The following is a 13,653-nucleotide window of genomic DNA, read 5'->3' as shown; positions in this document are numbered from 1 at the left end:
AGCCTCGTTGATCAGAAAAATTCGATCGTGTTGTCGACCGGCTTGGGAGCTATGACCGGACGCTGCTCCAGCGCCACGGTCTTCTGCGTCTCGGCGCCGGTCAGCGGGTATTGCCTGGCCCTTCCGGAGATCGGCCAATATTCGATCTTGCGCCCATGTTCGCCGCCCGTGCTGGAGCTGACGACCGGGATGCCTTCATCCTTCAGGAACTGCATGGCGAAGACCGCATTCTGCTCGCCGACATTGGAGAAGGTCGCGATCGTCTTGGCGCCGCCGAAGATCTTTGCCTCCAGCCGGTCACGCCTCGCGCCCTTCTTCAAAAGACCGTTGATCAGAAGTTCCATGAGGTGCACGCCATAGCGTGTCGCATCGCCGCCGCTCATCGGCGAATTCGCCATTCCCGGGAGGAGGAAATGGTTCATGCCGCCGACGCCGGCGATCGGGTCGCGCAGGCAGGCCGCAACGCATGAGCCGAGAATGGTCGCCAGGACCACGTCCGGATCGCTGACGACCTTGTATTCGCCCTGAATGATATGCACGCGACGGGCCGCACCCTCGGTGATCATTTTAACGCTCCGAAGACGGCCTCGATGGCAGCTTTCATCTTTTCAATGGTGAAGGGCTTGGCCAGCACGTTGTTGGCGCCGAGTTGAGCTGCCTTCTGAACCAGCGCGCGGTCGCCCTGCGCCGTCAGGATGATGAAGGCCGCCTTCTTGGTCGCCGGGTTGGTGCGCACCGCCTGCAGGAGGCCGAGCCCATCCATCTTCGGCATGTTGAAGTCGGAGATGACGAGATGATGCGGCTGCTGCTGCATGATCTTCATCCCCTGCTCGCCATCGCCGGCAGCCGTGATCTGCTTGAATCCGAGCTGCGTCAGCGCGTCGCTCAGCAAGAGCCGGCTGGTGACCTGATCGTCGACGATCAGAACTTTGATTTTCTCCGCTAGAGACATTATTCGCTCCCTTCCTTTCGGGCGGCTGTTATCTTCAAAATTTCCTCGCCAATGGCGTTCAGCGGAAACTGTTGTTCGACGGCGCCAAGCTCGTGGGCGACCCTCGGCATACCGTAGACCACGCAGGTCTTTTCGTTCTGGCCGATGGTGCGCGCACCCGCGTGGCGCATCTTGAGGAGACCGGCGGCGCCGTCGCGGCCCATACCGGTCAGGATTACGCCGACGGCATTGCGGCCTGCCAGTTCGGCAACCGAATCAAAGAGCACGTCGACGGAAGGGCGATGGCCGTTCACCGGCCCGCCGTCTGTAAGACGGCAATGAGGTGCCGAGGCGTTGGCAACCCGCAGGTGCCGTTCGCCGCCGGGCGCCAGGTAGATCTTGCCGATTGCCAGCCGCGCACCGTCGGTCGCTTCTTCGACAACAGGCGCGCAGAGACGGTTCAACCGCTCGGCAAAGCTGCGCGTAAACGTCGGCGGCATATGCTGGGTGATGACGGTCGGCGGACAATTGGCCGGAAATTTCTGCAGGACGTTGATCAAAGCCTCGACGCCGCCGGTGGAGGAGCCGATGGCGACGATCTTGCGGCCGACACGGAAGTCGGCGACGGCCGGTGCCGCGGGCGCGCGTTGGGCACCGGGCTTGGCATATTGCCGTTGCGAACGGGCTGCCGCCTTGACCTTCTCGGCAAGATCGCCAAAGGGGTGCGGTTCGCCCGGAGACGGCTTTCCCACACAATCGAACGCACCGATTTCCAGAGCCGCGAGCGTTGCATCGGCACCGCGATGCGTCATCGTGGAGACCATGATGACGGGCATAGGCCTCAGCGTCATGATCTTTTCCAGGAATTCGAGGCCGTTCATGTTCGGCATCTCGATATCGAGGGTGACGACATCGGGATTGAGCGCCTTGATCGCGGCACGCGCTTCAAGGGCATCACCGGCCTGGCCGATGACGTCAACCTCGGGGTCCGAGCGCAATACGGCTGTAATCAGGCCACGCATGGTCGGGGAATCATCGACCACGAGAACACGGGCAGCGGCGCTCATGGTTTCCTCCCCGCGTTCTTGCCGAGATAGCGATAGGTCGTGATGCCGATATTGTCGAAGACATGCTTCGCATCGCCTGCAACCCGTTCGGAATGGCCGATATAGAGGTGGCCATTGTCCTGAAGCTGGCCGGCAAAGCGCCCCCAGATCTTCGTCTGCGTCGGCTCGTCGAAATAGATGACGACGTTGCGGCAGAAGATGACGTCGAACATGCCCTTGAAGGGCCACTGCCCAAGCAGGTTCAGCTCATTGAAGGTGATAAGCCGCTTGACGCGATCATCGATCTGGAACTTGCGTCTGCCCTGCAGGTTGACCTCCTGGAACCATTGCTTGCGCATGGCGGGTGAAATGGTTTCAAGCGACGCTTCGTCGTAGGCACCCGCGCGGGCGAGACCCAGGATCTTGGGATCGATATCCGTCGCCAGGATCTTGAAATCGAAATCCGCGACATTCGGCATCAAGCCCAGCACGGTCAGTGCGATCGAATAGGGCTCCTGCCCATCGGAGCAGGCCGCCGACCAGATGCGCACCCGACCACCGGCCTTGGCGCGCGCCAGGAGGCCCGGCAGAACCTCGTCACGCAGATGATCGAAATGGTGGTTCTCGCGGAAGAAGCGCGTGAAATTCGTCGTCAGATGCGACAGCATCTCGCGACGCGCGGCGCTTCCCGCCGGGGAAGAAACCAGCGTGCAGTAATCGCGGAAGCCGGCAAGGCCCAGCGCGCGGATATGCTTCGACAGCCTGGAATAGACCAGCGACGCCTTGCTTTCGTTCAACGAGATACCCGCATCCGCATAGATCATCGCGGCAATTTCGGAGAGGTCGCGGCGCGTCAGCGGATATTCGCCGCTTGCCAGGATCTCGTCCGGAGACGCCTTGAAATCTATCGCTCCCATCACGCTCATGCAGCCTCGCTTTCAGCTTCAGGGAACAGGGCTTCCAGTTCGATCAGGCAGATCATGCGGCGGTCGATCGCGACGATGCCGCGCGCGAACTGCCGTTCATGGTCCGAAGAGACTTCCGGTGTCGGCTGGACGCTGTCGTCGGTGATCGTGAGAATGTCCGAAACAGCATCGACCAGGAGACCGACCACCTTGCGCTTGACCTGCGCCACGATGATCACGTGCCGCGCGGTCGGCTCCACCTGTTTCATGCCAAGGCGGGCGGAGAGATCGACGACCGGCAGCACGGCACCGCGCAGATTGATGACGCCGAGCATGTAGCCGGGCGCGTGCGGCATCGCGGTTGCCGGCGTCCAGCCGCGAATTTCGCGAACCGACATGATATCGACGCAGAACTCCTGGTCACCGATGCGGAAGGCAATCAGCTCGCGGACACCCTGGGTCATGTTCTTGACGGCGTAGGACATCAACTCACCCCGCCGCCGCGTAAGACATTTCTGCCTTCAGCGACTGGCCGCGGGATGCGCCGACCACCGCATCGACATCGAGGATCAGTGCGACGCGGCCATCGCCGAGGATGGTTGCAGCCGCAATGCCAGGTACGTGCGTGTAGTTGGCCTCGAGGCTCTTGATGACGACCTGGCGCTGGCCTTGGATCGCATCGACCATGAGGGCGCGCTGACCGCCGCCTTCCGATTCCACCAGCAGCGCGACGCCTTCGACCGGATTGGCCTGGGTGGCGCGGAAGTTCAGGATGCGACCGACATCGACCAGCGGGCAGAAGCTGTTGCGGATCGAGATCAGGCGATGGTTCGCGCCGAAGGAATGGATGGCGGCAGCTTCCGGCTGCAACGTCTCGACGATCGCCGTCAGCGGTACGACCAGCGTCTGGCCGGCGACCGTGACCACCATGCCGTCGAGGACGGCGAGCGTCAGCGGCAGGCTCATGGTGAAGACGGAGCCCTGCCCCGGTCTGGAGCTGATATTGATGCGGCCGCCGAGCGCCTGGATCGAGCGCTTCACCACGTCCATGCCAACGCCGCGGCCGGAAATGTCGGAGATCTTGTCGGCGGTCGAGAAGCCCGGCAGGAAGATCAGGTTGTCGACCTCCTCATCCGAGAGATTGGCGTCGGCCGGGATCAGGTCGTTGTCGATCGCCTTCTGGCGCACCTTTTCGCGGTTGATGCCGGCGCCGTCATCGGCAAGCTCGATCAGGATGCGGCCCGAGCGGTGCTTTGCCGTCAGGCGAACGGTGCCTTCCGGGTTCTTGCCGAGCGTCGCGCGCTTTTCCGGGGTTTCGATGCCGTGGTCGACGGCGTTGCGGATCATGTGGGTCAGCGGTTCGGCAAGCTTGTCGATGACCGTCTTGTCGACTTCGGTATTCTCGCCCTCGGTGATCAGGCGGATCGACTTGCCGGTCATGTCGGCGATTTCGCGAACGATGCGCGACATGCGCTGGAAGACAGGCTTCACCGGCTGGGCGCGGATGGCCATGACGCTGTCCTGGATCTCGCGGGTGAGCTGCTGCAGCTCTTCGAGACCCATGTTGATCGAGGACGCACCGTTATTGTCGTTCTCGATGACGCTCTGGGAGAGCATCGCCTGGTTGATGACAAGCTCGCCGACGAGGTTGATCAGGCGATCGACACGATCAAGGTCGACGCGGATGGTCTGTCCGGCGGCGGCAGCGGCCGCATTGTTCTGCGCGGCGGCCGCATTCGAGGCGGCAGCGGCGGCAAGGGCAGCCTCCTTCTTCTCGACGCGCGCGGAAGCGGAGGCGAGCTGGGTGACGTTGCTTGCGGTTTCCGCAGCCGCGACGGCGGCGGCGACGTCACTTCTCGGCGCCGGTGCCTCTTCCGCAATTTCGGCAGCCGGTGCTGCGCCGCCATCGTCGAGGATCGAAAGATCGAAAGGCACGGGCACCATCGGCAATTCTTCGCTAGCCGAACCGGTATCGCCTCCCGCCTGCCTGACATCGAGATCGCAATCCCACTCGGCAAATTCGAAGACGGTGCGAATGGCGTCTTCGCCCTTGTCCGTCTTGAGCGAGATCGCCCATTTGAAATAGGCGCTTTCAGGATCGAGGTCGAGAAGACCCGGCAACGCATCCATGTCGCAGAAGATGTTCATTTCGCCGAGCCGCGCGAGGTCGCGCAGGAGCAGCGTGGCGTCGTTGCCCTTGGCATAGAGATCGGAGCGCGGCTTGAAGTTGACTTCATATTCCGGCACGCCGTCGCCCGCCGGCTCATCGCCGCCGAAATCGTCGTCGAAGCTGAAGGGGATGGGCTGGAAACCGCTATCGTCCGTCGGCGCAGGCGCGGCCGCGACGGGCTTCGGTGCAGCCTCGACGGCAATGGCGGCAGTCGGCGCGGGAGCGTCGCCATTTGCCAGCGCTTCCAGTTCCTTGACCAGGCCGCGGCTGCGTGCCTGATCGACGCTGCCGCCGTCGCGGGCGGCATTGGTGAGATCCGCCAAAACATCGGCCGCCTTGAGCATGACCTTCAGGACATCCTGGGTCGGCTCCAGCTTGTTGGACCGAACGCAATCGAGTGTGGTCTCGAAGACATGGGCGAATGCGACCAGGTCGTCCAGACCGAAGGCACCTGCCCCACCCTTGATGGAATGAACGGCGCGGAATACGGCATTGACGGTTTCCGGATCGCGGTCGCCATCATTCATTTTCAGGAGACCGGATTCCAGTTCTGCGAGCTGCTCTTCGCACTCCTGGAAGAAAATCTCTTTGATTTCGTTCATGTCCATGAGGGGTGGGTCCTGTCTAGGCGGTTACGCGCTCGATGGCATCGATCAGCTTGGCGGGATCGAACGGCTTGACGATCCAGCCGGTCGCACCGGCCTGGCGGGCACGGTTCTTCTTTTCCGCATCGCTTTCGGTCGTCAGCACGAGGATCGGAACGGCGCGGTACTTGTCGTTGCGGCGCACGCCCTCGATGAAGCCGAAACCGTCAAGGCGCGGCATGTTGATATCCGTGACGATGACGTCCGGATTGGCTTCTTCCAGAATTTCCAGGCCCTCGACGCCGTCTTCGGCCTGAATGGTCTCGAAGCCCGCATTGTTGAGGGTGACGAGAAGCATGTTTCGAATGGTCCGTGAATCATCCACGGTCAGGATTTTTTTCTTCATTGCCGGATCTCCTTGGCAAGCAGATGGGAGATATCCACCCCGATCACCTGCATCGTTTTTTGAAATGCGTCCGACACCTTGGAGAAGGTGAAGGAGAGCTTGTCTTCATCCCAGGTCTTGGCGGCGGCCATGATGACCTGAACGCACAGGGTCCCGATCCTTTCGACGCTTGATGCATCGATCGCGACATTGCTGCCGCGCAATCCCATCAACGTGCCGCGAAGGGCGGAAGCCTCGTTGAGGTCCAGCACCGCGGCCAGACTGATTGTCTTTTCGCCTTTCCTGCTCGGCATCGCTTCATTCCTTGTTGTCTGAAATCGGGCCTGTTGGCCCGCATGTGTATGAAACTGAAAGATCAAAGGGCATTGCGTTCGCCCCCGGTTGCAGCTCTGCGAAGCGGGAAGCCGAGATCAGGCATGTCTTCTTCATCGCGCGTGACGCTCAACTCGTCGCGCGCAGAAATCTGCCGCTGTTCGTCGGCTCGCACCCTTGCCGCGGGCGCGGCATGGCGGCGCTCGCGCTCGATGCGGAACTCGCGAATGGTCCGACCAAGCTCGACGACGACGCTATGCAGATTATCAGCGCCTTCCTCGGAGCGGTTTGCCTGACTTTCGCCAACCGCCGCGCGCTCGCTGTAGCCGCCGATATCGGTGGTCAGCGTCTTGAGGCCCGCGAGCTGTTCATCGCTGGCCGCCGCAATTCCGGAAATGGCTTCGTTGATATCCGTCACCTGGCGCACGATGCTGCCGATCGCATCCTGGGTGCGGCCGACCATCTGGACGCCGGCGTCGACCTGCGCCTTGGTGCCCGTCACCAGAACCTTGATTTCGCGCGCCGCATCGGCGGAACGCTGCGCAAGGGCGCGAACCTCCTGCGCGACGACGGCAAAGCCGCGACCGCTGTCGCCGGCGCGAGCGGCCTCAATGCCGGCATTGAGCGCAAGAAGGTTGGTCTGGAAGGCGATCTCGTCGATGACGCCGATAATCTGGCCGATCTTTTCGGCTGAGGTCTCGATATCGGCCATGGCTGAGATCGCCTGGCCGACAATCCGGCCGCTGTCTTCCGCCGCCACGCGGGTCGATGCCGTGACGCGCTCGGCCGAGCGTGTGTCGGCTGCGTTACCACGCACCTGCTCGGCAAGCTCCGCCAGCTGCCGTGCGGAAGCCGCTAGCCCTCGCGACTGTTCGGACGAATTTTCCGCCAGGGACTTCGAGGCGCGGGAAATGGCGTCGCTTGTCGCCTCGGCCGCCTGTACGCCGCCGGACAGCGCCGAAAATTGCTGCTGGATGTCAGCCAATGCCGCATTCAGGGCTTCCGCCGCCTCGACGTAAGCCTCGGGACAATCGGTTGATATCCGGGTCGTGAGGTCTCGATCGGCAAGACCATTGGCGAGTTCAGCGATAAAGGACGCCGCCTCGGCGCGATCGGCGGTCCGCTGCTCGACCAACGCGCGCTGATGGCCGACCCGCAACTCGTTGAAACGCAGCGATGCGGCAATCTCGACATCGACCATGACGAGACGCACGACTGCGGTGACGAGCTCGCCGAGTTCACGGGCGCGACGCTTGGCTCCTGGCAGAATGGCGCGGCCGCCCATTTCCTCGAGAAGGCCGGACAGAAGATGCTCCAGCATCACGCCATGGCCCGCGATATGCCAGCGCGGATCAAGGCCCATCTTGCTTTCGCTGTCGGAAAGAACCTTGACACGCTCGGCATAGAGGCTGTCGAAGCGCGCATCCGTCAGCACATCCCAGTGCGAGGATTGCAGATCCTGGAGCCGTTCGAGCTGGTTTTCGCTGCTGAAATTGCGGGCAGCGTCCGGAAAGGCCTGGAAGCGGTGGAAGAGATCGCGCAGCCCCGCTTTCAGATGCGCCTCGAGCATCGGCCGGTTGCGGCGCAGCGTCTCGCATTGCCCGGCGTCGAGACCAGCAAAACGCAAGCGGTCGCGAAGGCTGCCAGCCTGCGCCCTGCCTGCCTGATCTGACGGCGTATCCTGCGCCAAAATCGCCCCTGCCGAACTGCCGCACGCCCAAGCGTCGGCGAAACCGCTGATGATCCGCGCCAGGCGCAATGAGGAGGCGAGAAAAGGCAGCCGTCGCCATCGATCAGTTGATCGAGGCACCGAAGCTCGCTCGTTCATCAAAGTCTGTTGCGGACCTGTTTGATGAAATGGATACCGGATCTGACCCGGTACGACGGGGCGGCTTCATGCCTGGTGAGAACGAGTCACAATTTTCCCATTCCGACGTCTAGGCTCAATATTTATGGTTAATTCCTTGCCCGAAGGTTAATGACGGAAGAGAGAGCGTCTCGTACTGATCTATACTAAATTAGAAATTACTTGCGGATATAGTTTATCGCCTGGCAAGAACACGGATCTCGCAAGTCACGGGCAAGCTTCATGCCTTACTGCACAGGGGATAGACAGCTTCGATGTCGCTACGGAGAGAGCAATGATTGTTCTTGGTTTGACCGCTTCGCTGATGGCCGGCCTGACGCTTGTGGCCTTCATGCTTCTGTGCCGCATCGAAGGGGCGCGCGGCAAGACAGCTCCGCGCATCCTCTAAGCCCGCTGTAACAAACGTCTCGGACCCAAAATCGCGTGTATGGCGCGTCTACGGACATGAAGCGGGCATTGCCGTCTTTCCAGATGGCCCGGAGCTAGCTTTGGCCTCAATAGTTCCGTATTAAGCCTCACGATCCGGCACCGAGACCCATCCTTTAATGCTCGACACGACCCATTCCCGAACAGACGCCCAGAAACTTTCGCTGGGGCTCGCCCTTGCGATCATCTTCGGAGTGACGCTCTGGCGCGTGCTCATGCTGCTCCTCAACAGGACGGATCTCTTCGTCGATGAGGCGCAATATTGGTTCTGGGGCCAGAATCTGGATTTCGGCTATTATTCCAAGCCGCCGATGATTGCCTGGGTCATCCGCCTCTTCAACACGATCTCGGGCTCGGACTCGACCTTCTGGGTGCGCATATCGGCGCCGCTCTTCCACCTCGCCACAGCCCTGATGCTGATGTGTACCACGCGGCGGCTGATCGACGACGACACCGGGCGCGAGATCGCGCCCTGGGTCGGCGTCATCTTCATCACCTTGCCAGCCGCCTCGCTTTCCGCCGTGCTCGTCTCGACCGACACGATCCAGATCCTGTTCGTGACGATCGCCATCTGGGCCTTTATTGGCCTGACCAGGCGCTCCTCGGTGCTGGAAGCTGTCATCCTCGGCGCCAGCCTCGGCATCGCCTTCCTGACGAAATATTCGGTGCTCTTCCTGCTCCCCGGTGTCGGCATCGCCATGCTGACGATGCGTTCGGCGCGCATCGCCTGGCGGGATGTGGCCATTGCCGCAATCGTCGGCGCCATCGTCGTCTCCCCCAATCTCTGGTGGAACCTCACCCATGACGCGGCGACCATAAAGCACACCGAAAGTATCGCCCAATGGAGCAAGGGTGGCAGCGGTAACGGCCTGCTGAAGCACATACTCAGTGGGCTCAGCTTCTTCGGCGCACAGTTCGGCGTCGTCGGCCCGGTCGTCTTCTATGCGCTTTTGTGGGCGACGTGGCGGCTGATCCGCGGGCAGAGCGACGACAGGGAAAAACTGCTGTTCTGGCTGTCGGTGCCGGTGGTGGCCCTTATCACGCTACAAGCGCTGTTCGCCAAGGCCTATGCCAACTGGGCCGTGACAGCCTATGCCGCCGGCACCATTCTCGCCGTCTTGGTGCTCTATCGCCTGACGAAGAAGGGGCTGAGCACCTCGCTGATCATCGGCGCCGTCGTCGCCTTCGTGATCCCGGTGCTAACGGTCTTTGCCTATGACATCAAGCTGCCGAACGGCGATCTCGTCATGAAGCGTTACGTCGGCCGCAGCGTTATCAGCGACGAAATCGCCAATATCGCCACGGAGGCGAAGCTGACTGAAATCGTCGCGCAGGATCGCGATATCCTTGCCGATCTCTACTATACATTGAAGGGCAAGCCGTTCCGCATCTATGCCCGCCATTTCGGCGGCTTCCCCGCAAACTATTACGAGCAGGATTTCTCCCTGCCGGCCAGCGTGACCGGTCCGGTCCTGTTCGTCGACAACGATCCGATCGAGTGCCCCGAAGGCCAGGCCGAACTCATCAAGAGCTGGTCGCCGCCCTATGGCGAGATGAAGGGCAAGACGCTTTATGCCTATCGCGTTCCGGCATCCTGCCTGGCGCCCAAGCCATCGGCCGCCGGAACGGGGACTACGGAAAATTAAGAAATCGAGCCGGGACTGTTGACCGGCTCATGCAACTGCATCATGACAGGCCGCACTACAGCGCCGCGCGTCACATGTGACACGCAAAGGTCGCTGTAGCACTTTTAATCTGCTGCATAATTCCTTAAATCGAGACCGATCTAGGGAATTATGCAGTGGGAAGACGCGAGGCGTCCTGATATCATGACCGAACCGCCGGCGTTCGCGCCGGCAGAGGAATAAAGGCATTTTCGACCGTTGAACCCGTTCGAATTCGGCGCCGCCGACAGCGAAGATAGAGACGACAGGACGCACCGCGCCGGCGCGCGCGTGATCGCCTCGCTGTTCGTCGCGTTTTTCGCCTATATCGGACTGGCGCTCGGCGGCGGCATCAATCTTGCCACGCGCGCCGATGCGGACGCCCTCTCCTCGGGCAAGGACAGCCAGCCGCTTTACCTTTCCCTGCGCGATCCGGTGCGCGGCATCGTCGTGGCCGATCGGCTGGCGACGCCGAAGGCCACATGGCATGACATGGGGCCTGCAACGCTTGCCGCCCTTCCCTCTCTCGGATATCCGGCAACGGCCTGGCATACGAACCGTCCGGACGATGTCGCGCGGCTCGAATCCCCGATTTTTCGCGCCTATCTCGCGCGTGCGCCTCCAGGCCGGCTCGCCTGAGCGGTCGGCGCAGACGCGCGACTTTCCCGACAAGACCTCAAGTCCGCCAGCGGCCAGACCGTCGGCACAAGCTTATTTTCAAGGATAATACCCATGCGTACCTCACCATGGCTCGTGGCACTCTATACAGTGATCATCGTCATTGGCTTTCTGATCGCGCTGCCAAACGCGCTGCCGCAGTCGGTTCTCAGCAAGATCCCAAACTGGCTACCGCATAGCCAGGTACCGCTCGGCCTCGATCTTCGCGGCGGCTCCTACCTCGTCCTCGAAGTCGACGAGAAGGACCTGACGAACGGCCGGCTGCAATCGCTACAGCAGGACGCACGCCGCGTGCTGCGTGACAAGAACATTCAGACCCGCTCGGTCGTCCGTACTGGCGATCAGATCGTCGTGACGCTCAATGATGCCTCGCAGAGCAACGATGCCGTGACGCAGTTGCAGACGCTTGCCAACACGATCACATCGGGCCTCTCAGCCGGCCAGTCCGATCTCAGCATCAAGCCGAACGGCGCGACCATCGCCATGTCCTTCTCGCCGGCAGGCATTGCCGCGAACGTCGATTCCGCCGTTCAGCAGAGCCTCGAGGTCATCCGCAAGCGCGTCGACCAGGTGGGCGTCGCCGAACCGACCATCCAGCGCGTTGGTCCGAACCGCGTTCTCGTCCAGCTTCCAGGCGCACAGGACCCCTCGCATCTGCGCGAGCTTCTCGGCTCGACCGCGAAGATGTCCTTCCACCTGCTCGCCGACAATGTCGATCCGAACAATCCCGGCCCCGGCGTCACCATCATGAAGGACGAGCAGGGTAACAGCTATCCGGTTCTCGATCGTATCGAGCTTTCAGGCGACCGTCTGACCGATGCCCGCGTCAGCTTCGACCCGAACACGCACGAGCCGCTCGTCACCTTCCGCTTCGACAGCGCCGGCGCCAACCGCTTTGCGGAAATCACCCGTGAGAACGTCGGCAAGCCCTTCGCCATCGTTCTCGACAACAAGGTGCTGAGCGCGCCGAATATCCGCGAGCCGATCACCGGCGGTTCCGGCCAGATTTCCGGCAACTTCACCGCGGACAGTGCCACGACGCTTGCAGCCCTGCTGCGCGCCGGCGCCCTGCCCGCGAAGCTGACCGTCATCGAAGAACGCACCGTCGGCGCTGACCTCGGCGCAGATGCGATCCAGAAGGGCATCTATAGCGGCCTGGTCGGCTTCGTCCTGGTTGCCGCCTTCATCTTCGTGCTCTATGGCACCTGGGGCATTCTCGCGAATGTTGCACTGCTCATCCACACGATCCTGACCTTCTCGGCCCTGACGCTGGTCGGCGCCACGCTGACGCTGCCCGGCATCGCCGGTGTCGTCCTGGGTATCGGCCTTGCGGTTGATGCCAACGTTCTCATCAACGAGCGTATCCGCGAAGAAACCCGCAAGGGCCGCGGCGCCTTCGCCGCCATCGATAACGGCTTCAGGAAGGCTTATTCGACGATTATCGACGGCAACATGACGGCCCTGATCGCGGCCGCCATCCTGTTCTACTTCGGCTCCGGCCCGGTTCGCGGCTTTGCCGTCACCATGGGTCTCGGCCTCATTATCTCGATGTTCACCTCCGTCGCCTTCGTGCGCGTCGTGATGATCGCCATCACCCGTCGCCGCAAGCTGAAGGTGCTCAATATCAGGCCGCTGATCCCCTTCAGCCCCTATGACAAGCACATCCAGTTCATGAAGGCCCGCTTCTTTGGCATCACCGTCTCGGCGATCCTGTCGCTCGCCTCGGTGGTCCTGTTCGTCCATCCGGGCCTCAACTACGGCGTCGATTTCCGCGGCGGCATTCAGATGACGGTCAAGACCAAGGACGCGGCCGATTTGGCGACGTTCCGCGAGGGCTTGAACACGCTCGGCCTCGGCGAAATCGCACTGCAGTCCTTCGGCGACAACAACAGCCTCCTTGTCCGCGCCCAGCGCCAGGACGGCGGCGAAGAGGCGCAGACGGCCGCGGTGACCAAGCTCAAGGCGGAAATCGTCAAGATCGATCCAAGTGCGACGATCGAAGGCACCGATGTCATCGGTCCGAAGGTCTCGGGCGAGCTTGCCTGGGCCGGCATCCTGTCGGTCGTGATCGCCAGCCTGGCGATGCTGTTCTACATCTGGTATCGCTTCGAATGGCCGTTCGCGGTCGGCGCCATCGTTACGCTGGTGCTCGACGTCACCAAGGCGATCGGCTTCTTCGCGATTACCGGCCTCGATTTCAACCTGACGGCCATCGCCGCGATCCTGACGCTCGTGGGATATTCGGTGAACGACAAGGTCGTGGTCTATGACCGCATGCGTGAAAACATGCGGCTCTACAAGTCGATGCCGCTGCGCGAGATCATCGACAGGTCGATCAACGAGACCCTGGCGCGAAGCCTCTATACCAACGCCACCGCCTTCCTGGCGCTGGTGCCGATGGCGATCTGGGGCGGCAGCGCCGTCTCCAGCTTCGCGATCCCGATGGTGTTCGGCATACTTGTCGCCGGCGCCTCGTCGATCTTCATCGCAGCGCCGATCCTGCTCTTCCTCGGCGACTGGCGCCGTCGCCATGCCAAGCCCGCCGCCAACGATGCGGCATCGGCAGACGGCAAGCCGAACAAGGACAACAAGCAGATCCCCGCTGCGGAATAGGCGACAATTTGATTGAAAAGGGACATGCCCGGCCTCCGGGCATGTCCGCCA

At 62.0% G+C, this 13,653-nt stretch carries 12 protein-coding genes; 3 read left to right on the top strand and 9 right to left on the bottom strand.

Annotation, left to right across the window (positions count from 1 at the left end):
* Window positions 1-11: 11 nt before the first annotated feature.
* From cheD to ACIQWP_RS10390, 9 genes are all read right to left on the bottom strand, one after another.
* Window positions 12-566: a chemoreceptor glutamine deamidase CheD gene (gene cheD, locus ACIQWP_RS10430; protein ID WP_402785926.1), complete on the bottom strand. Its 555-nt coding sequence runs from the start codon at window positions 564-566 to the stop codon at window positions 12-14.
* Window positions 563-952, bottom strand: a complete 390-nt coding sequence (locus ACIQWP_RS10425) for a response regulator (RefSeq protein ID WP_007695708.1) — start codon at window positions 950-952, stop codon at window positions 563-565. The genes cheD and ACIQWP_RS10425 overlap by 4 nt, the downstream gene beginning before the upstream one ends.
* Window positions 952-1,998 carry a protein-glutamate O-methylesterase CheB gene (cheB, locus tag ACIQWP_RS10420; RefSeq protein WP_402785911.1) on the bottom strand — a complete coding sequence of 349 codons (1,047 nt, stop codon included), beginning with the start codon at window positions 1,996-1,998 and terminating at the stop codon, window positions 952-954. The genes ACIQWP_RS10425 and cheB overlap by 1 nt, the downstream gene beginning before the upstream one ends.
* Window positions 1,995-2,903, bottom strand: a complete 909-nt coding sequence (locus ACIQWP_RS10415) for a protein-glutamate O-methyltransferase (protein ID WP_402785908.1) — start codon at window positions 2,901-2,903, stop codon at window positions 1,995-1,997. Before ACIQWP_RS10415 ends, cheB begins: the two co-directional genes overlap by 4 nt.
* Complete coding sequence (locus tag ACIQWP_RS10410; protein WP_402785905.1) at window positions 2,900-3,367, bottom strand: chemotaxis protein CheW; 468 nt, start codon at window positions 3,365-3,367, stop codon at window positions 2,900-2,902. The genes ACIQWP_RS10415 and ACIQWP_RS10410 overlap by 4 nt, the downstream gene beginning before the upstream one ends.
* A 4-nt stretch (window positions 3,368-3,371) precedes the next feature.
* On the bottom strand, window positions 3,372-5,660 hold the full coding sequence (locus ACIQWP_RS10405) for a chemotaxis protein CheA (protein WP_402785902.1): 2,289 nt from the start codon (window positions 5,658-5,660) through the stop codon (window positions 3,372-3,374).
* A gap of 16 nt (window positions 5,661-5,676) precedes the next feature.
* Window positions 5,677-6,042: a chemotaxis response regulator CheY1 gene (gene cheY1 / locus ACIQWP_RS10400; protein ID WP_173410394.1), complete on the bottom strand. Its 366-nt coding sequence runs from the start codon at window positions 6,040-6,042 to the stop codon at window positions 5,677-5,679.
* Complete coding sequence (locus tag ACIQWP_RS10395) at window positions 6,039-6,335, bottom strand: STAS domain-containing protein (protein WP_402785896.1); 297 nt, start codon at window positions 6,333-6,335, stop codon at window positions 6,039-6,041. The genes cheY1 and ACIQWP_RS10395 overlap by 4 nt, the downstream gene beginning before the upstream one ends.
* A 62-nt stretch (window positions 6,336-6,397) precedes the next feature.
* On the bottom strand, window positions 6,398-8,044 hold the full coding sequence (locus ACIQWP_RS10390; protein ID WP_402785893.1) for a globin-coupled sensor protein: 1,647 nt from the start codon (window positions 8,042-8,044) through the stop codon (window positions 6,398-6,400).
* Window positions 8,045-8,766: 722 nt separating this feature from the next.
* On the opposite strand from ACIQWP_RS10390, the gene ACIQWP_RS10385 reads away from it, so the two are divergent.
* The 3 genes from ACIQWP_RS10385 (at window position 8,767) to secD (ending at window position 13,602) form a co-directional block, all read left to right on the top strand.
* Window positions 8,767-10,293 (top strand): ArnT family glycosyltransferase, encoded by a 1,527-nt coding sequence (locus ACIQWP_RS10385; protein WP_402785890.1) that lies wholly within the window; start codon window positions 8,767-8,769, stop codon window positions 10,291-10,293.
* A 237-nt stretch (window positions 10,294-10,530) separates the two neighbouring features.
* Complete coding sequence (locus tag ACIQWP_RS10380; RefSeq protein ID WP_402785887.1) at window positions 10,531-10,950, top strand: hypothetical protein; 420 nt, start codon at window positions 10,531-10,533, stop codon at window positions 10,948-10,950.
* Between the two features lie 93 nt (window positions 10,951-11,043).
* Window positions 11,044-13,602, top strand: a complete 2,559-nt coding sequence (secD, locus tag ACIQWP_RS10375) for a protein translocase subunit SecD (protein WP_402785884.1) — start codon at window positions 11,044-11,046, stop codon at window positions 13,600-13,602.
* Window positions 13,603-13,653: the final 51 nt, after the last annotated feature.

This window comes from Rhizobium sp. NPDC090279 (genome assembly GCF_044769665.1).
Classification (GTDB): Bacteria; Pseudomonadota; Alphaproteobacteria; order Rhizobiales; family Rhizobiaceae; genus Rhizobium.
The sequence above is the reverse complement of the archived record's forward strand: the minus strand, read 5'-3'. Positions and strand labels throughout refer to the sequence as shown.